Source organism: Rhizorhabdus dicambivorans (assembly GCF_002355275.1).
GTDB classification, from domain to species: Bacteria; Pseudomonadota; Alphaproteobacteria; order Sphingomonadales; family Sphingomonadaceae; genus Rhizorhabdus; species Rhizorhabdus dicambivorans.
The window spans coordinates 2195286-2217044 of record NZ_CP023449.1 but is presented as its reverse complement, the minus strand read 5'-3'; the positions used below and the strand labels follow the sequence as shown (position 1 = coordinate 2217044).

The 21759-nt window shown below is 67.1% G+C and carries 21 protein-coding genes and 1 pseudogene; 11 read left to right on the top strand and 11 right to left on the bottom strand.

The features are described from left to right. Positions 1-195: 195 nt before the first annotated feature. Positions 196-3372 carry an efflux RND transporter permease subunit gene (locus CMV14_RS10520; RefSeq protein ID WP_066965022.1) on the top strand — a complete coding sequence of 1059 codons (3177 nt, stop codon included), beginning with the start codon at positions 196-198 and terminating at the stop codon, positions 3370-3372. A gap of 14 nt (positions 3373-3386) precedes the next feature. Then, a pseudogene (locus tag CMV14_RS10515) lies at positions 3387-4781 on the top strand (efflux transporter outer membrane subunit); the annotation flags it as partial. Between the two features lie 637 nt (positions 4782-5418). Here CMV14_RS10515 and CMV14_RS10510 read toward each other — a convergent pair. Further along, complete coding sequence (locus tag CMV14_RS10510; RefSeq protein ID WP_066965012.1) at positions 5419-5949, bottom strand: GNAT family N-acetyltransferase; 531 nt, start codon at positions 5947-5949, stop codon at positions 5419-5421. Continuing rightward, positions 5946-6389, bottom strand: a complete 444-nt coding sequence (locus CMV14_RS10505) for an SH3 domain-containing protein (RefSeq protein ID WP_066965076.1) — start codon at positions 6387-6389, stop codon at positions 5946-5948. Before CMV14_RS10505 ends, CMV14_RS10510 begins: the two co-directional genes overlap by 4 nt. A 135-nt stretch (positions 6390-6524) precedes the next feature. Between CMV14_RS10505 and CMV14_RS10500 the strand changes: the two genes are divergently transcribed. Further along, the gene (locus CMV14_RS10500; RefSeq protein ID WP_066965009.1) at positions 6525-7523 is read left to right on the top strand and encodes a 2-hydroxyacid dehydrogenase; all 999 of its coding nucleotides are present in this window, start codon (positions 6525-6527) and stop codon (positions 7521-7523) included. Between the two features lie 144 nt (positions 7524-7667). Continuing rightward, positions 7668-7958, top strand: a complete 291-nt coding sequence (locus CMV14_RS10495) for a hypothetical protein (protein WP_066965006.1) — start codon at positions 7668-7670, stop codon at positions 7956-7958. A 64-nt stretch (positions 7959-8022) separates the two neighbouring features. On the opposite strand, the gene CMV14_RS10490 is transcribed toward CMV14_RS10495, so the two are convergent. Beyond that, a complete protein-coding gene (locus CMV14_RS10490) occupies positions 8023-8850 on the bottom strand; it encodes an ABC transporter permease (protein ID WP_066965003.1) in 828 nt (275 codons plus the stop codon). 79 nt (positions 8851-8929) lie between these two features. Between CMV14_RS10490 and CMV14_RS10485 the strand changes: the two genes are divergently transcribed. After that, positions 8930-9580 (top strand): GcrA family cell cycle regulator, encoded by a 651-nt coding sequence (locus tag CMV14_RS10485; RefSeq protein WP_066965000.1) that lies wholly within the window; start codon positions 8930-8932, stop codon positions 9578-9580. 105 nt (positions 9581-9685) lie between these two features. On the opposite strand, the gene murA is transcribed toward CMV14_RS10485, so the two are convergent. The 4 genes from murA to CMV14_RS10465 all read right to left on the bottom strand — a co-directional run bounded on the left by murA (position 9686) and on the right by CMV14_RS10465 (position 14591). Continuing rightward, entirely contained in the window at positions 9686-10969 is a 1284-nt protein-coding gene (gene murA, locus CMV14_RS10480) for a UDP-N-acetylglucosamine 1-carboxyvinyltransferase (protein ID WP_066964997.1), read from the bottom strand. 158 nt (positions 10970-11127) lie between these two features. Beyond that, positions 11128-11487, bottom strand: a complete 360-nt coding sequence (gene clpS, locus CMV14_RS10475; RefSeq protein ID WP_083215921.1) for an ATP-dependent Clp protease adapter ClpS — start codon at positions 11485-11487, stop codon at positions 11128-11130. Between the two features lie 171 nt (positions 11488-11658). Then, on the bottom strand, positions 11659-12447 hold the full coding sequence (locus tag CMV14_RS10470) for a phasin family protein (protein ID WP_238147254.1): 789 nt from the start codon (positions 12445-12447) through the stop codon (positions 11659-11661). Positions 12448-12824: 377 nt separating this feature from the next. Then, entirely contained in the window at positions 12825-14591 is a 1767-nt protein-coding gene (locus CMV14_RS10465; protein ID WP_066965067.1) for a PHA/PHB synthase family protein, read from the bottom strand. Positions 14592-14718: 127 nt separating this feature from the next. On the opposite strand from CMV14_RS10465, the gene CMV14_RS10460 reads away from it, so the two are divergent. After that, positions 14719-15927, top strand: coding sequence for an LL-diaminopimelate aminotransferase (locus CMV14_RS10460; RefSeq protein ID WP_066965064.1), 1209 nt, complete (start codon positions 14719-14721; stop codon positions 15925-15927). Between the two features lie 59 nt (positions 15928-15986). Here the strand turns inward: CMV14_RS10460 and CMV14_RS10455 are convergent, their stop codons facing one another. Beyond that, a complete protein-coding gene (locus tag CMV14_RS10455; RefSeq protein ID WP_083215920.1) occupies positions 15987-16265 on the bottom strand; it encodes a hypothetical protein in 279 nt (92 codons plus the stop codon). 195 nt (positions 16266-16460) lie between these two features. Here CMV14_RS10455 and CMV14_RS10450 point away from each other — a divergent pair, with 195 nt between their 5' ends. Next, positions 16461-16901 carry a DUF2721 domain-containing protein gene (locus tag CMV14_RS10450; protein ID WP_083215923.1) on the top strand — a complete coding sequence of 147 codons (441 nt, stop codon included), beginning with the start codon at positions 16461-16463 and terminating at the stop codon, positions 16899-16901. After that, positions 16898-17311, top strand: coding sequence for a DUF4345 domain-containing protein (locus tag CMV14_RS10445; RefSeq protein ID WP_066964989.1), 414 nt, complete (start codon positions 16898-16900; stop codon positions 17309-17311). The genes CMV14_RS10450 and CMV14_RS10445 overlap by 4 nt, the downstream gene beginning before the upstream one ends. 218 nt (positions 17312-17529) lie before the next feature. On the opposite strand, the gene CMV14_RS10440 is transcribed toward CMV14_RS10445, so the two are convergent. Genes CMV14_RS10440 through CMV14_RS10430 form a run of 3 tightly spaced genes read right to left on the bottom strand, consistent with a single transcriptional unit; the run spans position 17530 to position 19403 of the window. Next, complete coding sequence (locus CMV14_RS10440) at positions 17530-18060, bottom strand: hypothetical protein (RefSeq protein WP_066964986.1); 531 nt, start codon at positions 18058-18060, stop codon at positions 17530-17532. A gap of 48 nt (positions 18061-18108) precedes the next feature. Continuing rightward, the gene (locus CMV14_RS10435; RefSeq protein WP_066964983.1) at positions 18109-18807 is read right to left on the bottom strand and encodes a hypothetical protein; all 699 of its coding nucleotides are present in this window, start codon (positions 18805-18807) and stop codon (positions 18109-18111) included. 2 nt (positions 18808-18809) lie between these two features. Beyond that, entirely contained in the window at positions 18810-19403 is a 594-nt protein-coding gene (locus CMV14_RS10430) for a hypothetical protein (protein ID WP_066964982.1), read from the bottom strand. Positions 19404-19552: 149 nt separating this feature from the next. Between CMV14_RS10430 and CMV14_RS10425 the strand changes: the two genes are divergently transcribed. The 3 genes from CMV14_RS10425 to CMV14_RS10415 all read left to right on the top strand — a co-directional run bounded on the left by CMV14_RS10425 (position 19553) and on the right by CMV14_RS10415 (position 21759). Beyond that, positions 19553-20155 carry a YdeI/OmpD-associated family protein gene (locus CMV14_RS10425; protein WP_066964979.1) on the top strand — a complete coding sequence of 201 codons (603 nt, stop codon included), beginning with the start codon at positions 19553-19555 and terminating at the stop codon, positions 20153-20155. Continuing rightward, the gene (locus CMV14_RS10420; RefSeq protein ID WP_238147253.1) at positions 20152-20793 is read left to right on the top strand and encodes an extensin family protein; all 642 of its coding nucleotides are present in this window, start codon (positions 20152-20154) and stop codon (positions 20791-20793) included. Before CMV14_RS10425 ends, CMV14_RS10420 begins: the two co-directional genes overlap by 4 nt. A gap of 66 nt (positions 20794-20859) precedes the next feature. Then, complete coding sequence (locus tag CMV14_RS10415) at positions 20860-21759, top strand: LOG family protein (RefSeq protein WP_066964976.1); 900 nt, start codon at positions 20860-20862, stop codon at positions 21757-21759.

The window sequence follows — 21759 nt, the reverse complement described above, 5'->3', positions numbered from 1 at the left end:
ACTTTTCCCCCCGCCCCTGCCTCCGCAGGGCGAGGGTTTGAGAATCGAGAACTTCCGCCCGCGTGGGCGGCCTGACGCCCTTGCCATAGCGGGAGGGCGATGGGCCCCGTTCGCGCCGGCCATGATTTTACCGCGATTTCCGAGCCGGCGGATGGGTCCATCCGCCTCGAAAATCGCTCAACAGGGACAACGCCCATGCGCCTCAGCCATGTCTTCATTCGCCGGCCGATCTTCGCCGCGGTGATCGCGGTGGTGATAACCATCGTCGGCGCGCTGGCCTATTTCGGCCTGCCCGTCGCGCAATATCCCGAGGTGGTGCCGCCGACCGTGACGGTGAACGCGGTCTATCCCGGCGCATCGGGCGAGACGATCGCCGACACCGTCGCTTCCCCGCTGGAGCAGGAGATCAACGGGGTCGACGACATGCTTTACATGTCGAGCCAGGCGACCAGCGACGGGCGGCTGACGATCACCGTCACCTTCAAGCTGGGCACCGACCTGGACGAGGCACAGGTGCTGGTGCAGAACCGGGTCGCGCTGGCCGAGCCGCGCCTGCCCGAGGAGGTGCGCCGCCAAGGCGTCGTCACCCGCAAGACCTCCCCCGACTTCATCCTGGTCGCCAATCTGGTGTCGCCCGGCAATGTGCTCGATCGCGGCTATATCTCCAATTATGCGCTGACCCAGATGAAGGACCGGCTGGCCCGGATCGACGGCGTCGGCGAGGTGCGGCTGTTCGGTTCGCGCGACTATGCGATGCGGATCTGGATCGATCCCGGCCTGGCCGCCGCGCGCAACATGACGGCGGGCGAGATCGTTTCCGCGCTGCGTGCCCAGAATGTCCAGGTCGCGGCCGGCGGCATCGGCCAGCCGCCGCAATCGACCGGCAGCGCCTTCCAGTTCAACGTCGAGACCCAGGGGCGGCTGACCACCCCGCAGCAGTTCGCCGATATCGTCATCAAGGCCGACGATCAGGGCCACCTGACCCGGCTGAAGGACGTCGCGCGGGTCGAGCTGGGCGCCGAGGATTATGGCATCAACACCTATCTGAGCGGCCAGCCGTCCCTCGGCATCGCGATCTTCCAGCGGCCGGGCTCCAACGCGCTCGCCACCGCCGACGCGGTGCAGGCGGAATTGAAAGCGATGTCCGCCAAATTCCCGCGCGGGCTGGATTACAAGGTGATCTACAACCCCACCGAGTTCGTCCGCGAGTCGGTCAAGGCGGTGCAGCACACCCTGCTCGAGGCGGTGGTGCTGGTGGTGCTGGTGATCCTGGTCTTCCTGCAGAGCTGGCGCGCGGCGGTGATCCCGGTGATCGCGATCCCGGTCTCACTGATCGGCACCTTCGCGGTGCTGGCGGGCTTCGGCTATTCCCTCAACAACCTGTCGCTGTTCGGGCTGGTCCTCGCCATCGGCATCGTCGTCGACGACGCGATCGTCGTGGTCGAGAATGTCGAGCGTAACCTGGAGCATGGCCTGTCACCGATGCAGGCCAGCTTCCGATCTATGGACGAGGTATCGACCGCGCTGGTCGCGATCGTGCTGGTGCTGTGCGCGGTGTTCGTGCCGACGATGTTCCTGACCGGGCTGACCGGCGAATTCTATCGCCAGTTCGCCGTCACCATCTCGGCGGCGACGATCATCTCGCTGGTGCTGTCGCTCACCCTGTCGCCTGCGCTCGCCGCCCGGCTGCTCAAGCCCAAGGACGAGCATCTGCCGGCCAATGGCTGGCGGCGGATGGCGGCGATCGGCGCGCGGCGCTTCAACGCCGGCTTCGATCGGCTGAGCGCCTTCTACGCGACCAGCACGCGCAAGCTGCTGGCGCGGCCGAAGCGGGTGCTGTTCTCCTATGCCGGGCTGCTGGCGCTGACCGCCGCGATCTTCGGCGCGACGCCCACCGGCTTCGTCCCCGCGCAGGACCAGGGCTATCTGCTCACCGCGATTTTCACCCCGCCCGGCACCTCGCTGGCCCAGACCGACGCGACGATGCAGGCGGTGGCGAAGAAGATGCTGACCATCCCCGGCGTCAAGGGATCGGTGATGCTGGCGGGCTATCACGGGCCCAGCGGCACCACCGCCTCCAACGCGGCGGCCGCCTTCCTCGTCTTCGACAGCTTCGAGGAGCGCGCGAAAAAGGGCCAGACCGAGGCCGCGATCCTCGCCGAGGCGCAGAAGATCGCCCACGGCTTCGACCAGGGCCGCATCTTCGTGCTGAAGCCGCCGCTGATCCGCGGCATCGGCACCGGTGGCGGCTTCAAGCTGGTGCTTCAGGACCGGTCGGGCCAGGGGCTGCAGAAGCTCAACCAGATCGCCTGGGGGATGATCGGCGAGGCCAGCAAGGATCCGAACATCGGCATGGCCTATTCGCTGTTCGAATATGGCGTGCCCCGCGCCTATGCCGATATCGACCGCGCGAAGGCCGATATGCTGGGCGTGCCGCCGAGCCGGGTGTTCGAGGCGATGCAGGTCTATCTGGGATCGGCCTATGTCAACGACTTCAACCTGCTCGGCCGCACCTATCGCGTCACCGCGCAGGCGGACCTGCCGTTCCGCGATGATGTGTCCGACATCGGCCAGCTCAAGACCCGGTCGAACTCGGGCGCGATGGTACCGCTCGGCGCGGTCGCGACGGTCGAGAACCGCACGGGCGCCTATCGCGTCCAGCGCTACAACCTCTACCCAGCGATCGAGATCGAGGGCGAGGCGGCACACGGCCGCAGCAGCGGGCAGGCGGTGGCCGCGATGGACAGGCTGGCCGCGAAGCTGCCCGCCGGGATCAGCAGCGAATGGACCGAGATCGCCTATCAGCAGAAGCTGGCCGGCAATGCCGCGATGATCGTGTTCGCCGCGGCGGTGCTGTTTGTCTTCCTGGTGCTGGCGGCGCAGTTCGAGAGCCTGATGCTGCCGCTGGCGATCATCCTGATCGTGCCGATGACGCTGCTGGCCGCGATGGCGGGCGTGAACCTGCGCGGGATGGACAACAATATCCTGACGCAGATCGGCCTGGTGGTGCTGATCGGCCTGGCCGCCAAGAACGCGATCCTGATCGTCGAGTTCGCCAAGCAGGCCGAGGAGGAAGGGCTGTCGCCGGTCGACGCGGTGGTCCGCGCCGCACAGGCTCGGCTGCGGCCGATCCTGATGACCAGCTTCGCCTTCATCCTGGGCGTTGTGCCGCTGGTGATCGCGAGCGGACCCGGCGCCGAGCTGCGCCAGGCTCTGGGCACGGCGGTCTTCTCGGGCATGCTCGGCGTCACCTTCTTCGGGCTGGTCTTCACGCCCACCTTCTACGTCGCCACCCGCAGCCTTTCGGAGCGCTTCGCGAAGCGGTTCGGCAAAGGCGGCGCCGCGGGCACCGCACTCGTCCCCGCTGAATGAGGGAGGAAAGAACCATGATCCGCACGCTATTGCTGGCCGCCACCAGCCTGCTGACCGTCGCCGCCGCCAATCCCAAGGAACTGGCCCCGGTGATCCCGCCGAGCGCGAACCAGGCCTTCATCGGCTCCGCCGCCGCGCCGGTGACGGTGGCCGAACCGCAGGCCGACTGGTGGCGGCTCTACCAGGATCCGGTGCTCGATCGCCTCGTCGCCGATGCCTTCGCCGCCAACACCGACCTGCGTGTCGCGGTCGCCAATCTCGATCGAGCCCGCGCGCTGCTGCGCGAGGCGCGCTCCGATCGGCTGCCCAGCACGACGATCGGCGCGGGCGCGACCTATGGTCGTGCGCCCGAGACCCAGCGCGCGCCCGGCGCCAAGCGCGAGGACTGGTCCTACGATGCCGGCTTGACGGTCGGCTATGAGGTCGACCTGTTCGGCCGGGTCGGCCAGTCGATCAAGGCGGCGCGCGGCGATGCGGCCGCCGCTGAAGCCGCGCGTGACGCGGTCAAGGTCGCGATCGCCGCCGAGACCGCGCGCGCCTATGCCGACGCCGCTTCGGCCGCCGAGCGGCTGGCTGTGGCGGAGCGCACGCTGGCGCTGCTCGACCGGACGGTGGACCTGACGGGCAAGCGCTTCGAGGCGGGCCGCACCTCCAAGCTCGACGTCTCGCGCGCCTCGGCGCTGCGCGAGCAGCAGCGCGCCACCCTCTCGCCGCTGCGCGCCCAGCGCGACGCCGCGTTGTTCCGTCTCGCCACGCTGGCCGGCCGCACCCCGGCCGATCTGCCGCCCGAGATCGGCGCGCGGCGCACCACCCTGCGGCTCGACCGGCCAATCCCGGTCGGCGACGGGCGCGGCCTGCTCGCCCGCCGCCCGGACGTCCGCGAGGCCGAACAGCGCCTGTCGGCCGAGACCGCGCGGATCGGCGTCGCCACCGCCGATCTCTATCCGCGCATCACCCTCGGCGGCTCGATCGGCTCGACCGGCCCGTCACTCGGCGACATGTTCGGTGGCGGCCCGTTGCGCTGGCTGCTCGGGCCGCTGCTCAGCTGGAACTTCCCCAACCAGGAGGCCGGCCGCGCCAAGGTGGCGCAGGCCCGGGCCTCGGCCCGCGCCGCGCTCGCCGGCTTCGACGGCACGGTGCTGCGCGCGCTGGAGGAGACCGAGACCGCGCTGTCGGTCTACGCCCATGAGCTCGACCGGCGGCAAGCGCTGCGCGAGGCCGCGACCCAGGCGGAGACCGCCGCCAACATCAGCCGCGCCCAGCTCCGCGAGGGCCGGGTGGACTTCCTGATCGTGCTCGACGCCGAACGCACCTCGGCCAGCGCCGACGCCGACCTGGCGGAGAGCGATGCGCGGGTGGCCAATGCGCAGGTGGACCTGTTCCGGGCGCTGGGTGGGGGATGGCAGGTGGGGGAACCGAAGGTGGCGGCGCGCTGGCCGTTCTTCCCCCTTCCTTTCCCTAATCACCCCTCCCTTCAAGGGAGGGGAGATAGGGTTGCGCTTGCTCCATGTCCTCGTCCCACGCATGAAGGTGCCATGGGCCGAACCGCACACGTCCTGACCTTCACACTTCTCCTCGCCGCCTGCGGCGACCGCATCGCCGATCAGGCGGCCGAGCCCGCGCTCGCCCCCACCGCCGTCTTCGAGGGCCTGCCGCTTTCCGGCAACCTCGCCACCGCCGTCGCAGCAGGCTTCGGCAACTGCCTCGACGACGGGCGCGGCGTGCGCTGCTTCCGGGAGGATGTCCGCATCATGGGCGTCGGCCCGGTGCGCGCGGCGGTCGACCTGATCGGCGCGCCCGCCCGCTTCGACCATGTCACGCTGTGGCACCCGACCGACCAGAGCGCGATGCTGCCCCTTCGCGACGTGCTGGCGAGGGACGGCTGGGGGACCTGCCTGACCCCCGACGAGGAGCGCTTCTGGAAAGCGCCGTCGCCGCTGCGCCTTGCGCTCGACACCAATTATTGGGGCAAGCGCCGGCTGGTGATCCGCTCGGATGCGGCGGGAAAAGCCTATTGCCCGTGAAGACCACGACGGAACGCCCGAACTATGCCGACATGAAGCGCCGCAGCTTGAGGACCGGCTTGCCCTTGTAATCGGCCTTGCCGAAGGAATGAAAACCCAGCTTCTCGGCCACGCGGAGCGAGGCCATGTTGTCGGGATCGATGATGCAGACGGTCCGTTCCGGCGCGAAGGCGGTCTCCATCCAGCGCAGCGCCGCGCCCGCCGCTTCCGTCGCATAGCCGCGGCCGTGGACGTCTTGCGTCAGCATCCACGCCATTTCCGGAAAGGGATCGAAATCGTCGCCCAGCCCGCGATGGAAATCGGCGAGGCCGACCTCCCCCACCACCCGGCCGGTCGCCTTCTCCTCGACCAGCAGCAGCCCGTAGCCGAGCAGCGTCCAATGGCCGACGAAGCGCAGCATCCTGTGCCAGGTCTCCTCCCGCGTCATCGGCTTCTGGAAGATCATCCTCACCGCCTCGGGATCGGTGGTGAGGAAGCAGCAATCCTCATAGTCCTCGAGCCGATGGGGCCGCAGGATCAGCCTTGGCGTCTCCAGCACCGGCCCCCGGTTCATTCGACGGTTTCGCCGGGGTCGACGCCCCAGATCCGCTCCATCGGGATATAGCCCTTCTTCCCGCCGACATCGAACAGGCACCAGCCGCTCTCGCACTTGCTGATCCGGCCGACCACGCCGGGTTCGGCGCGCCAGGCGAGGCCCGATCCACTGCCGGGATCGACATGCATTTCAGCCGGGCCGTCACCGGTGACGATCGCCGTGCGCTGGGCGCTGAGCAGGGTTGCGAGCATCCAGCCCTCGGTTCCGTCCTGCTCACGGATGCGGCGCCAGTTGCCATAGACCTGCAGCACCTGCACCGGCAGGTCGCGTCGGCGATAGCGCCAGGTGGCGGGATAGGTGCGTTCCGGCCCGGTGCGCATCAGCGCGTCGCCGGTCGATATGGAGGCCCAATAGGGCACCTTGCGCTCCTGCCCCTCCGCCGCGCCGGCGATCGCCATGGCCCCCAGCAACAGCCAGCCCAGCTTCTTCACATCATTCCCCTGTTCGATCCCGCGCCCATAGTAGAGTCCCCCTTCCCGCGTTCAAGGGTCGAGAGGCTTGCACCCGCAACCGTGCGGGACTAGCGACAGGCCATGGCACAGCCCGAACGCCCCCGCCGCCCCCAGTTGATCGTCACGCGGCGTCTGCCCGCGCAGATCGAGGCACGGATGAGCGAACTGTTCGACGTCGAGCTGAGCGAGAACGACCTGCCGCTGAGCGCCAGGGCGCTGGCCGCGGCGGCGGCGCGCTGCGACGTGCTGGTGCCCACCATCACCGATCATGTCGATGCGGCCGTGATCGAGGCGGGAAAGGGCCGGCTGAAGCTGATCGCCAATTTCGGCAATGGCGTCGACCATATCGACCTGAAGGCGGCGCGCGCGGCGGGAATCATCGTCACCAACACGCCGGGCGTGCTGACCGAGGACACCGCCGACATGACGATGGCGCTGATCCTGTCGGTGCCGCGCCGGCTGGCTGAGGGCGAGAAGCTGGTGCGATCGGGCAACTGGACCGGCTGGAGCCCCGGATCGATGCTGGGCCACCGCATCGAGGGCAAGCAGCTCGGCATCATCGGCATGGGGCGGATCGGCCAGGCGGTCGCCAAGCGCGCCCGTGCCTTCGACCTGAGCATCGCCTATCATAACCGGCACCGCCTGCCCGAGGTCGTCGAGCAGGAGCTGGGCGCGCGCTATGAGCCCGATCTCGACCGGCTGCTGACCGACAGCGACATCGTCTCGATCCACTGCCCGCACACGCCCGAGACCGAAAACCTGATAGACGCGCGGCGACTTTCCCTGCTGGGGCAGCATGTCTATCTGATCAACACCGCGCGCGGCCCGATCATAGACGAGGAAGCGCTGATCGGACGACTCGAGCGCGGCGAGATCGCCGGGGCCGGGCTCGACGTCTTCGCGCATGAACCCGCGATCGATCCGCGCCTGCTGGCGCTCGACAATGTCGTGCTGCTCCCGCACATGGGATCGGCCACGTTCGAAGGCCGCGAGGCGAGCGGCGAACGGGTGATCCTGAACATCCGGCAATGGGCCGACGGGCACCGTCCGCGCGACCAAGTGTTGGAAGGCTGGGCTTAACCGCCATTCTCCGGCCAATCTGAACGGTCGTTTCAGCGCCGGTTCAGGCAGGCCCCCCTATAAAAAACAACGTCAGATGAACGCCGGAACCTTGGGTTCCACATGACGTTCTTCGACCAGAGTTTTTAGGAAGGGACTGTAGTCATGCGTACGAACAAGTTCATCGCGGCGGCCGTCGCCCTGACCGTCGCCGGTAGCGCCGCCCCGGCCCTCGCCCAGAGCACGGGCCACATCCTGCGCGGCGCAGGCATCGGCGCAGCCGGTGGTGCCGTAGCCGGCGCTGTGATCCCCGGCCTTTCGGTCGGCGAAGGTGCGCTGATCGGTGGCGCCGGCGGCGCGATCGTCAACGCGCTCGACAAGAAGCATCGCTATTATCGCGACAGCTATGGCCGGAAATACTGGGTCGATAAGCGCGGCCGCCGCCACTATAAATAAGGCCTGAAGGCCGACCGAAGAGGGCTGCCCTGCCGGGCGGCCCTTTTTTTTCGTGACGGCGCGATCAGCTCTTGATCTTCCAGCCGCGATCGAGGGCGATATAATTGACCCAGATCAGGATCAGGTTGACCGCCAGCAGGCCGAGGGCGCCGATCAGGACCGGCGAGTCCGAGATGCCCAGGAAACCGTAGCGAAAGCCGGAAATCACGTAGAAGAAGGGGTTGAGGTGGCTGAGCGTCTGGAAGACGCCGTGCAGCCGATCGATCGAGTAGAAGGTTCCCGACAGCAGCGACAGCGGCCCCACCACGAAATTCTGGATCGCGGCATTGTGATCGAACTTCTCCGCCCAAATCGAGGTGAGTACCCCGACCAGGCTGAGCAGCATCGCCCCCATCAGCCCGAACCACAGCACCGCGCCGATATGAACCGGCATCACATGAACGCCGGGCCAGAACAGCATCGCGATCCACAGCGCCACCCCGACAAGCAGCGCACGCGTGACCGAGGCGCCGACCAGCGCCGCCAACATCTCTCCGGTCGACAGCGGCGGCATGAGATAGTCGATGATCGTCCCCTGCATCTTGCCGACCAGCAGCGAGAAGCTGGCATTGGCATAGGCGGCGTTCATCATCCCCATCACGATCAGGCCCGGCGCAACGAAATTCGCGAAGGGATGCCCCATCACCTGGCGCCCCTCCCCGCCCAGCGCGACGATGAAGATCAGCAGGTAAAGCAGGGTCGTGAAGGCCGGCGCCCATATTGTCTGCAGCTGGACCTTGAAGAAACGCCTAACCTCCTTCACATAGAGGGCGCGCATTCCCCCCCAGTTGATGAACGGGATCACCGGCTCACCGGGATTGGGGATCATGGATTTTTGGGGCTGGTCGCTCATGGGCATTTCGCCTATCGGCTCACCGCCCCGCCCGCAAGTCTCCGGGGATGGAACCGGCGGGCGCAGACGAGGTGGAAGAATGTCCTGGACCGAAGAACGGATCGATCAGCTCAAGCGCCTGTGGGGACAGGGGATGACGGCGAGCCAGATCGCCGACGAACTTGGCGGTGTCAGCCGCAATGCCGTGATCGGCAAGGCGCACCGCCTGGGCCTTGAAGCGCGCCCCTCCCCCGTGAAGGGCGGCGAAGCGGCCTCCGGCGGATCGCCGGCCCCCGCCAGCCCGGCGCCGGCCCCCGAGCGGGTGGCGGCCCCGGCCCCGCGCCCGGCACCCGCGCCGGCCCCGGCCGCCCAGCCGCCCGCTCCGGCCCCCGCGGCAGCACCGCCGACGCCACAGCCGATCGTCCGCTCGATCGGCCCGGGCGGCTTCCAGCGGCAGGCCCCGGGCGAGCAGAGCGCCCCGATCACCCCGGCGCCGCCGCGCCGGCTGGTCCCCGCCAAGCCCTCGGCCGACATCGCCGACAAGACCAGCCTGCTCGACCTCAACGACCGGGTCTGCAAATGGCCGCTCGGCCATCCCGGCGAGCCCGACTTCCATTTCTGCGGCGAGCCGATCAACCCAGGCTTCCCCTATTGCCTGTCGCATTGCTCGGTCGCCTATCAGGCCCAGCTGCCCCGCCGCGACCGTCGCCCGCCGCCGCCGCTTCCCTTCGGCGGCCCGCGCGTTCGCTGAACCGGGCCATGATCCGGCCGGTGCCGAAGGTCGCCTGACCCTCGGCCCGCCGGACAATGTCGTCATCGGGTTGCGATCGCGCCGCCGCCCGGCGGCGCGCGCCGATCAGCCGTCGCTTTCGCGCTCGATATCCGCGCCGACGGCCGAAAGCTTCTCTTCCAGCCGCTCATAGCCGCGATCGAGATGATAAACGCGGTGGACCCGCGTCTCCCCCTCCGCCGCCAGGCCGGCCAGCACAAGGCTCATCGAGGCGCGCAGGTCCGTCGCCATCACATCGGCGCCGATCAGCCCGTCGACGCCCTTGACCACGGCGGTGCGGCCATGGACCTGGATCTCGGCGCCCATCCGGGTCAGCTCCGGCACATGCATGTAGCGGTTCTCGAAGATCGTCTCGGTCAGCACGCTGGTGCCGTTCGCGAGCGCCAGCATCGCCATGAACTGCGCCTGCATGTCGGTGGGGAAAGCCGGGAACGGGGCAGTGGAAAGGGTCAGCGGTTCCAGCCCGCCATTGGCCTTGACCCGGATGCCGCCGGTTTCCTCCGTGACATGAACCCCGGCGCCACGCAGGCCGGACAGGATCGCCTCCATATCCTCGCCCCGCGCGCCCGCCAGCAGCACGTCGCCCCCGGTGATCGCCGCCGCGCAGGCATAGCTGCCCGCCTCGATCCGATCGGGCATCACCTCATATTCGGCGCCGTGCAGGCTGGTCTTGCCCTGGATGACCAGGCGGTCGCTGCCGATCCCCTCGATCTCGGCGCCCATCGCAACCAGGCAGCGGGCAAGATCGACGATCTCCGGCTCGCGCGCGGCATTCTCCATCACCGTCTCGCCCTGGGCGAGCACGGCAGCCATCAGCGCATTCTCGGTCGCGCCGACCGACACGACGGGAAAGCTGATTCGCCCGCCGCGCAGCCCGCCCGACGGCGCTGTCGCCTTCACATAGCCGGCGGCCAGCTCGATCTCCGCCCCGAGCGCCTCGAGCGCCTTCAGGTGCAGATCGATCGGGCGGTTGCCGATCGCGCAGCCGCCGGGCAGCGACACCGTCGCCTCGCCCGCGCGGGCGAGCAACGGGCCCAGCACCAGGATAGAGGCGCGCATCTTGCGGACGATGTCATAGGGCGCCACCGTCGACGCGATCGCCTTGGCCGACATCCGCATCTCGCGGCCGATCACATCGCCCTTGCCGCGCCGGACGGTGGTGGACACGCCCAGTTCGTTGAGGAGATGGCCGAAGCTGTCCACATCGGCGAGGCGCGGCAGATTGGTGAGCGTCAGCGGCTCCGCACTGAGCAGCGAACAGGGCAGCAGCGTCAGCGCTGCGTTCTTGGCGCCCGAGATGGGCAGACGGCCGTTGAGGCGGTTTCCGCCCCGGATTGTGATGCGATCCATCGCTATGCGTTTATCGCTTCGCGACGAACGCGCAATGGCTGTCTTTTGTTTGGCCCGCCAGCGCGGGGCTCAGCACAGCCGCGCTGCCCGTGACCTGCCGCCGGAGATCGGCTGGGGCCCGGCGCCTGAGGACTCAAACAGAAAACAGTTTGAAAAGGTTACGCCTTTTCCAGTGTGCACTGGAGCGGGTGCTGGTTCTGCCGGGCGAAATCGACGACCTGGCTCACCTTGGTCTCGGCGACCTCATAGCTGAACACGCCGCACACCCCGACGCCCTTCTGGTGGACGTGGAGCATCACCCGGGTCGCATCCTCGATGTTCATCCGGAAGAAGCGCTGCAGGCAGAGCACGACGAACTCCATCGGGGTATAATCGTCGTTGAGCATCAGCACCTTGTAGGGCGACGGCTTCTTGGTGCGGGTCCGGGTCCGGGTGGCGAGCCCGAGGCCGGCGCCGTTCTCATCGCCATCCTTGCGGGTGGCCATGGTCGGGGCAATCGTGGCGGCTGGCTGGCTCATCTTCGGAACGGGACTCACGCTGGTACGAACGGACGATGAGAATATGGCACGGAAGGCCGCTTCGGCAAGAGGCGGGGTGCGAATCCTTGCGTGGCTCGTGGCCCGAAAACAGACCGGCCGCCCCCTCTCGGGAGCGGCAGGCCATCGATCAGATCGTCGTCTGCGCCGAAATCAGAGCGCGTTCGACTTGAACTTCTCGGCCGCGAGCGCATAGCGGCTCGACAGCGGCTGGATCACGTCGCCGGCGATCTTCAGCCAGGCTTCGCTCAGCTTCGACGCTTCGGCGATCGCGCTGTCGAACGACGACTTGGCGAAGTCGCTCTGGATCTGGAACAGCTCGGTCGGGGTCTTGACCGTGGTGAAGCTCTTGAAGGTCGCCGAGGCGGTCTCGAAGCTCTTCTTGCTGTAGTCGGCGATTTCCTGGCCGATCGACTCGGCCCCCTTGGCGGCGGTCTTCGCCGAGGTGGCAAAGGCTTCCATATTGCCCTTGGTGAACTCGGTCAGCTCTTCGCTGGCCTTAACGCTCTTTTCGAAAGCGGACTTCGCGCGATCGTTGAATTCAGCAATCATATTCTGGACCTTTTCAGCAGCAGCCTTCGGCTTAAGTGGAACGGTGGTGGCCATGACGCTCACTCCCTTCGGTTCCGGCGATAACGCTGCCGGTGCGGGCTTTGCCTCCGGCACCGCCTTGACGGCAGCCGGGGACGAAATGGGTTCACCGGCGGAAGCCACCGCCGATGGGACGGGCGCGGCGGGCTTCGCCGACTCTTCCTTGATGATGGGATCCGCCTTGACGGCGACCGGCTCGGGATTCGGCGCGACGGGCTTGGGGGCCACGACCGGTTCGACAGCCTTGGGAGCCGCCGCCGGTTCGACCTTCGGCGCCGCCTTGGCCACCACCGGCTCCGCCTTGGGCGTGACCGGTGCAGGCTTCGGCGCGGCGATCGGCTTCGCCGTCACCGCCGCCTTGGGTTGCTCGACCTTCGAGGCGACCGCCTTGACGGCCGCGGGCCTGGACTGAACGGGCTTCTTCGCCGCAGCCTTCGCCGCGGGCGTCGACTTACCCTTGTTCGGTACCTTCTCCGCCATCGAATCGGTTTCCATCATTGATGTTGCGACGCACAATAACCGAAAACTGAGCAAATGCAAAGCACATTGTGCAACGCAACATTGACGCCATCACGGATTCGATTTTTGGCAGAATACTGTTACAGAACCCCGCACGCGCCGAACGTTTTCGCGTCTGCGGCGTTCCCCCCGCCGAATATTTTTTGCAAGTGCGTTCCACTTAGGTGGAATTCCCTATCCGCCCGACAAGGGGGACAAGGAGCTTCTGTCTAGCGCGTGCGAACGTAGCGTCCGGGCGCATCCTCGATGGCCTGGAGCTTGCCCTTGCCGGGAATGCGCGCACCCTTCACGGGCACGGTGGCCGGGGTCATCGCCCCGACCCAGGCGCGCCAGTCAGGCCACCAGCTGCCCTTGGTCTCCTTCGCCACCGCCTCGAACGCCTCGAGGCTGTCGGCCGGCTGGTCCGAGGTCCAATATTGATATTTGCCGGCGGACGGCGGATTGACCACGCCGGCGATATGGCCCGAGCCGGCCAGCACGAAGCGGACCGGGCCCGACAGTTGCTCGGTAAGCTTCCACACGCTGCGGCATGGGGCGATATGGTCCTCGCGCCCCGCCTGGACATAGGCAGGCGTATCGATCCGGCGCAGGTCGATCGGCACGCCGTCGACCGACAGCGCGCCGGGCTCGACCAGCTTGTTGTCGCGGTAGAGGTCGCGCAGATAGGCGCGGTGCCATTTGGCCGGCAGGTTGGTGGTGTCGCCGTTCCAGTAGAGCAGGTCGAACGCCGGATAATCCTCACCCAGCAGATAGTTCTGGACGACATAGTTCCAGATCAGGTCGCGCCCGCGCAGCAGGTTGAAGGTCGCCGCCATATAGCGGCCGTCGAGCACGCCCGAGGCCTGGGTGAGCGCGTCGATCAGGCCGAGCTGCTCATCGTCGACGAACAGGTTGAGATCGCCGGCATCGCTGAAATCGACCTGGGCGGTGAAGAAGGTCGCGCTCGCCACCTTGCCGGCCTCACCCCGCGCGGCGAGCCAGGCCAGGGTCATCGACAGCGCGGTGCCCGCGACGCAATAGCCGATGGTGTGGACGCGATCGACCCCGAGCAGATCGCGGACCGTATCGATCGCGTCAACCTGGCCGCGCACGACATAATCGTCCATCGTCACCTCGGCCATGCTCTCGTCGGCCGACTTCCACGAGACCACGAACACCGAGAGGCCCTGCTCGACCGCCCAGCGGATGAAGCTGTTCTTCGGATTGAGATCGAGGATGTAGAAGCGGTTGATCCATGGCGGGAAGATCAGCAGCGGCGTCTCCATCACCGTTTCGGTGACGGGAGCGTAATGGATCAGCTGATAGAGCGGGGTTTCGTGGATCACCTTGCCGGGGGTGGCGGCGATGTTGCGCCCCAGTTCGAACGCCTCGCGATCGACATGGGTGAGTTGCCCCTTGCCGAGATCGGCCAGCAGATGCTCCAGCCCGCGCAGCAGGTTTTCACCGCGCGTCTCGAAGATGCGTTCGAGCACCAGCGGGTTGGTCAGCGCGAAATTGGAAGGCGCCATCGCGTCCTGCAGCGCACGGACCGCGAATTTGAGCTGCTCGCGCTGGCGCGGCTCCAGCCCCTCGATCGCGTCGATCCCCTTCAGCCAGGCCTCGCACAGCAGCAGATAGGCATCGGCGATCACCCCGAAGATCGGGCTGGCGCGCCATTGCTCCGCCTTGAAGCGCCGATCACTGGCGGCCTCGCTGCCGGGCTTGCCCTCCAGAAGTTCAGCGAACAGGCCGAGGCTCGCCTTGATGAGGTCGCTCTGCTGATCGGCGAGCTTGTCGGGATCGGCGAACAGCGGCGACGGCACCGGCGGCAGCGCCAGATCGGCCGGCGCCTGCGCCATCGCCTCGGCCATATGCTCCAACATCATCTGCTGGGCCTGGCCGATCACGCCCGTCCAGTGCTGGACATCCTGCAGCGAGGGAAGTTCCGTCGTGCCGCCCTGACCGTTCGCGCCCCACTCTTCGCCGATCTCAGCCATATCGAGCTCCAACCAAAGCTTTTTTCACGACGCGCCTGCAATCGTGCCGTAGAATCTGTATAGGACGCCTCGGTGACAATGGGCGATGAGGCCCAAGTCGCCAAGTCCGAAACCCAAAGGAATGGAAATGTCCGAGGAATTCTACCGCATCAAGCGCCTGCCCCCCTATGTCATCGCCGAAGTCAACGCGATGCGGGCAGCGGCGCGAGCGCGGGGCGAGGACATCATCGACCTGGGGATGGGCAATCCCGACCTGCCGCCGCCCGACCATGTCATCGAGAAGCTGTGCGAGGTCGCCCGCAAGCCCGACGCGCACGGCTATTCGGCATCGAAGGGGATTCCGGGGCTGCGCAAGGCGCAGGCCAATTATTACCAGCGCCGCTTCGGGGTCGATCTCGATGCCGACAGCGAGGTGGTGGTGACGCTCGGCTCGAAGGAGGGCCTCGCCAACCTCGCCCAGGCGATCACCGCGCCCGGCGACGTCGTGCTGGCGCCCAATCCGAGCTATCCGATCCACACCTTCGGCTTCATCATCGCGGGCGCCACGATCCGTTCGGTGCCGACCACGCCCGACGAACGCTATTGGGAAGCGCTCGACCGCGCGGTGAAGTTCACCGTGCCCAAGCCGTCGGTGCTGGTGGTGGGCTATCCGTCCAACCCCACCGCCGAGGTGGTCGACCTCGCCTTCTACGAGCGGCTGGTGGCGTGGGCAAAAGAGCACAAGGTGTGGGTGCTTTCCGACCTGGCCTATTCGGAACTCTATTATGACGGCAACCCGACGCCTTCGATCCTGCAGGTGCCCGGCGGCAAGGACGTCGCGGTCGAGTTCACCTCCATGTCGAAGACCTACAGCATGGCCGGCTGGCGGATGGGCTTCGCGGTCGGCAACAAGCAGCTGATCTCGGCGCTGACCCGGGTGAAGTCCTATCTCGACTATGGCGCCTTCACCCCGATCCAGGCGGCGGCGGTCGCGGCGATCAACGGGCCGCAGGACATCGTCGAGAAGAATCGCGAACTCTACCGGAAGCGCCGCGACGTGCTGGTGGAGAGCTTCGGCCGCGCCGGCTGGGATATCCCGCCGTCGCGCGCGTCGATGTTCTGCTGGGCGCCGCTGCCGCCGGCGCTGGCGCATCTGGGCAGCCTGGAATTCTCCAAGCAGCTGCTCACCCATGCGGGCGTCGCGGTGGCGCCAGGGGTCGGCTATGGCGAGGATGGCGAGGGTTTCGTCCGCATCGCGATGGTCGAGAACGAGCAGCGCATCCGCCAGGCGGCGCGCAACGTGAAGCGCTATCTGCAGTCGATGGGCGTCAACGTCGGCAGCAAGACGGCTGGCTGAACCCGGCAAAAAGGGAGGCGGATCCGCTCCGCCTCCCTTTCCGATACGCGACAGGACGGTTACTTGGCCGCCATCACCGTGCTGCCGGCAGGCGCCGCGGCGACTTCGGCGGTGCGGAAGCTGACCGGGCTCGCGCCCATCTTGCCCCAGACGCGGCTGCCCTTGACCTTCAGCTCGAAGCTTTCGCCGCTGTTGACGACCTTGCCCGAGATGATCGTGGCATCGCCGACCGCCTTGGTGGTGTAGGTGTAGCTGATCCCGTCCCGGGTAAAGCTTTCGGCCATTGCCGGCATCGCGGCGATCGAGCCCAGAATGGCAAATGCAAGGATCTTCTTCATCACGATCTCCTTTCAAATGTGCCAGCAGGTCCTCTTTATTGTGCGATGCAAAATCCCTGCCGCAGGTGCGAAAGGCAATTGATCAGTTCGAAGAGGTGGATGCACTTTCTGCATTTAATGCAATTTTTGCATTTACAACTGCGCAGATTGCATCGTTACGGCGCTTGACCCATTCAGGGGGCCATGAACCCGCTGATGCCAGACGACATCGCACACACCATCCAGCTCGCGCTGGCGCCGTCTTTCCTGCTTACCGCGATCAGCGCGATTCTCAGCCTGCTGACCGGCCGACTGGGCCGCGCCGTGGACCGCGCCCGCTGGATCGAGCAGCATTATGCGCCGAAGGGCGATCCGCGCCATGACTATCAGGTCGCCCAGCTCCGCCTGATCGATCGGCGGATGCTCTATGCCAATATGGCCCTGGTGCTGTGCGCGATCAGCGCGATGCTGGTCTGCATCGTCATCGCCGGCCTCTTCCTGGGGCAGATGTTCCACGTCGTCGTCGCCCAGAGCATGTCGGCGGCGTTCATCCTCGCCATGCTGCTGCTGATCGCCGGGCTCGGCCTGTTCCTGGTGGAGGTCCGCCTCGCGGTGGTGGCGACGCGCATCCAGGACGAACTGCTCGAACGCGAATGAAGACCGAGCGGCGGCTTCTCCAGGCGACCGTCGCCGTCGCCTGCCTGGTGCCGATCCTGGCCGGGCTCGACGGCGTGTTGCGCGGCGCCGCCATGGCCGGGCTGAAGGACCCACCGGCCGATCTCGACAGCCATTTCCGCTATCTGTCGGGCATCTTCCTGATGCTGGGTTTCGCCTTCGCCTCGACCATCCCGGCGATCGAACGCCGAGGGAGCCGCTTCCGCCTGCTCGGCGCGATGGTGGTGATGGGCGGCCTCGGTCGCGCGCTGGGCTGGCTGCTGACGGGCGCGCCGGGCTGGGAGCATCGGCTGGGGCTGGGCATGGAACTGATCGTCGTGCCGCTGCTGATGCTGTGGCAGGCGCGCGTGGAGCGTAGCGCCCGGCGAAGCGATGGCCACGCCCTCAAATGAAAAGAGCTGCCGAGGCTTTCGCCCCGGCAACCCCTAACATGGTCAGCGGCCGGAGTGCCGGCCCGGGAGACCAACGGCGCTTCTAGAAGCGCGTCCCCCGAACGGACAGAACCGACCTCCATGCTGAACCATGAGACATCGGATCACCTCCTTTCGCTTGTTGCCGAGGCCCCGAAGATGAGTCATCTCGCGCCTGCGAACAAGCCTTGTAATGCAACTTATTTTCGGCAATCCTCTATGGCCCGCGCGGGTTCGGCCCATGCGGGAACCGCGACCGGAGCGAGGCCCGGAGCCGTCACCGCGATCCGTCCGCGGCTGAACGCCATCACATCCAGAAATCCGTCATTCGCGCTGAGGATGAAGCCCGTCATCGCGATACCGCGATCGTCGATATGGCCCGCCTGGAAACGCGCCGAGCGCGTCGAGGCGAGGATCGTCAGTTCGGCCGCGCTGCCGGCACGCATGATCGTCACCTGCCGTTTGGCGGCGTCGCAGCGCACCACGAGCTGGCTGGCCTGCGGTTCGCCATAGCGCGCCTCCGAAACCGGGGTGCCGGGTACATAGCGCCACGTGCCCGGCGCCAGCGGCCAGTCGCGCCAGTCCTTGGCGAGCGTGGGGGCGGGAGGCGCGGGCGGCGCGGGTGGCGGCACCGGCGCCGGGGGCGGCGCCACGGTCGGCGCACAGGCGCTCAGGGCCAGCGGCAGCGACATCAGGGCAAGCCGCTGGAGGATCGTCGATCTAGAAGCCATCCGCCGTCCATGGCGGATCGCCGCCGCGATGAAAACCCCCGACCCGTGTCAGGCCCGGCAAGTCCGGATGAGGCGAACCAGCGCGGGGCCGACCGGAACGATCGCCTTGCGGTTCGCGACGAGCTGGATCTCCATCGGCGTGGCGCCGTCGAGCGCGCCGAAGAAGGGATCGCCCGCGGGCAGGACGGTGCTGATCGTCCCACCCGCATCCCTGGCGTAGCTGGCGTCCATGGCCAGCTTCGTCGCGCCGACCTGGATCGCCTGCCGATCAAAGTCGCCGGGATCGCCGATGCCCGTGGCGATGATCTCGATCGTCTTCGCCGCGCGGTTGCAGGCGAAAGCGTAGTTCCACTGTCCGCCGGTGCGGCTGTAGATCGCGGCAGGGCCGTCGGCGAGCCGACCGACATAATACCATTGGTTCGGCTGGCGGGCGTCGATCGAGGGCGGCGCGGCGGCGACCGCCGCTTCGGGGGTCTCCACCACCACCTCGGGCGCGGCCGGCGCCTCGGGCACCGCACCGGCGGGCGCCTCCACATCGGTCGGCGGCGCCGGGGCCACCGGCTTTTCGGCCACCGGCGGCGCGGCGGGCTCGGGTTCCGACTGCAGGAAACGCGACGCCGCCATGAACGCCGCCGCCGCCAGCAGCGCGAAAGCGAGCAGCAGCACGAAGCGAAGCCCCTTCGAGGTCCGCTTGCGCACCAGCGTCGGCGGCGGATAGCCCTCCGGGCCGCGGATGGAGCCTTCCATGTTCATTCCGCGTTGAACGCCGCCGCGTCGATCGCCATCGGCTTGACGTTGGCCGATTCCGTGACCGACAGTTCATAGGACACAGATGAGCGCTTCACCTCGGTATGGTCGTCGTCATCGATCACATGGGTACGCATATCGTCGACCTCGGGCATCTGGCTGGCCTTGATGATCCGGGTCAGCGAACGGCAATCCGGCGCCAGCGACGGCCCGAACGCATATTGGACGCGATAGGTGCCGTCGGGCACGCCCTCGATCGTCATCGCCTCCTTGCCGGGCAGGAAGAAGCTGGCGGCAAGGCGGCCGCTGTCGGCATGGCGGATCTTGACCAGCGCATCGCGCGTCGCCGCGTTCTGGAAGGCCATGCTGTGCCCTTCCGCCGCCAGTTCCATATCCCCCGCGATCTTCTCCCCCACGGCAGGGAGCAACGCGCAGCCGGGGCCGCCTTGCTCGGGCGCCGGCGCGAGGCCCGCCGCCTCGTCGGCGGCGCGGAACGCCTCGGCGCGCGAGGCAGGCTCGGCAGCCTGCGCGACCGATGCCGACAAGATAAGGAACGTCGCGAGCCCGAGGGCCCGTCCGTCATGGATCGTCATCATGTTCCCACCCCGATCGGGCGTCCGAAAACGCCTTCCCACCGCGCATTCTGCGCGACTTGGCGGGAACATGAAAGAGCCGAAACGTAAAATCTTCCCCAAATCGGGGCGTTTGGACTTGACTTGGGCCCGGTCCGGATCAGCATTCACCCATGAAAAGCGATCCGCGCGTCGACCGCTATATCGAGCGGGCAGCCTCCTTCGCACAGCCAATATTGTCGCATTTGCGCGCTTTATTGGCCCGCACCTGCCCCGAAGGCGAGGAAAGCCTGAAATGGGGAATGCCCAGCATCAGCTATCGCGGCAGCATTCTGTGCAACATGGCCGCCTTCAAGGCGCATGCGACCTTCGGCTTCTGGCAGAACAAGGCGGTGACCGGCGAGAACATGCCCGAAGCGCAATCCGCGATGGGCCAGTTTGGCCGGCTCTCCAGCCTGGACGACCTGCCCGACGACACGAAGCTCTCGGCGATGGTGGTCCGCGCGATGGAGCTGATCGACAGCGGCGAGAAGACGCCCCGTCCTCTCAAACATCCCAAGCCGCCTGCCGAGATACCCGCCGATCTGGCCGCCGCGCTGAAGGCCTCGCCGGCCGCGACCGCCACCTTCGATGGCTTCCCACCCGGCCAGCGCCGCGAATATGTCGCATGGATCGTAGGAGCCAAGCGCGAGGAAACCCGGGCGAAACGCCTGGCCACGACGATCGCGCAACTCGAAGAAGGCAAGCGCCTCAACTGGAAATATGAACGCTGTTGAAAACTGATATCCGCCATGCCGCCCTCATCGCGATCTTCTCGCTGACGGCGTGCATTCCCTCCCCCAGCCGCCAGGGCGGCTTCCGCCCGCCCCCCGAAAGCCCGGAGCGCTTCGCCCGCTGCGTGGCGATGATGCGTGCCGAGGGATCGCAGGTCGACGCCCTGCCGGATCGCAGGTTCGACAATGGCTGCTCGGCGACCTCGTCGGTGAAGCTGGTGGCGATTGGCATTCCCGTGACCAATCTGGGCGCAGTCAAATGCACGCTGGCCGCGCCCTTCGCCCGCTGGGTGCGCGAGGACGTGCCGCTGGAGGCGCGCCGCTGGCTGGGCGGCGAGGTGGTGCGGATCGAGAGCTTTGGTTCCTTCGCCTGCCGTCCGGTCAACAACCAGGCCGGCAACCGGCTGTCCGAGCATGGCCGCGCCAATGCCATCGACATCGCTGCCTTCCGCCTGCGCGATGGCCGGCGCATCACCGTGAGGGAGGGATGGAACGCGCAGGACGGGAACGTGCGCGGCTTCCTGCGCGCACTCCACAAGTCGGCCTGCAAGCGCTTTGGCGTGGTGCTGGGGCCGGAGGCGAACGCCCTGCACCACGACCATTTCCATTTCGATATGGGCGGCGGACCCTATTGCCGCTAAAAGGGCGGTTTTTTTCTCACCCCGTGTAATGGGCGCGAAAGCTTCTTATCTGTATAAAGAGAAACGATGGCACACAGAAAAGTACCCAAGCGGGTTTTCGCCCGCGCCAAGGAGGATGCGGCGGTCGCGAAGACCGCGACCGAAACGCCGCAGACCGTCAACAACAGCTACAAGCTCGCCTTCCAGGATACCGATTTCCTGCTGCGCGACGATCTGCGCCCGGTGCGCTTCCAGCTGGAACTGCTGAAGCCCGAGCTGCTGCTGGAGGAAGCCAATATCGGCTCCACCTTCGTGCTCTACGGATCCGCGCGCATTCCCGAGCCGGCCAAGGCCGACGCGCTGGTCGAAGCGGCGGCGACCGACAAGCAGCGCCGCATCGCCGAGCGGCTGCGCGCCAAGAGCCGATATTATGACGAGGCCCGCAGGCTGGCACAGATCGCCAGCGAATGCCCGCTCGACGCCGACGGCAAGCGCCAGTTCGTGGTCTGCTCGGGCGGCGGCCCGTCGATCATGGAGGCGGCCAATCGCGGCGCCGCCGATGTGGGCGCGGAATCGATCGGGCTGAACATCGTGCTGCCGTTCGAACAGACGCCCAACCCCTATGTCACCCCGCATCTGAGCTTCCAGTTCCACTATTTCGCGCTGCGCAAGATGCACTTCCTGCTGCGCGCCCGCGCCGTCGCGGCCTTCCCGGGCGGCTTCGGCACCTTCGACGAACTGTTCGAACTGCTGACGCTGGTCCAGACCGGCAAGATGGCCCAGCTTCCGATCTTCCTGTTCGGACAGGAATTCTGGCGCAAGGTGGTCAATTTCGACCAGCTGGTCGAGGAGGGTGTGATCGGGGAGAACGACCTCAACCTGTTCCGCTTCGTCGAGACCGCCGAGGAGGCGTGGGAGAAACTGAACCTCTATTATGCCACCCGCGACCGGGTTCACCTGCACCGCGATCCGCCCAGGGCGGCCTGA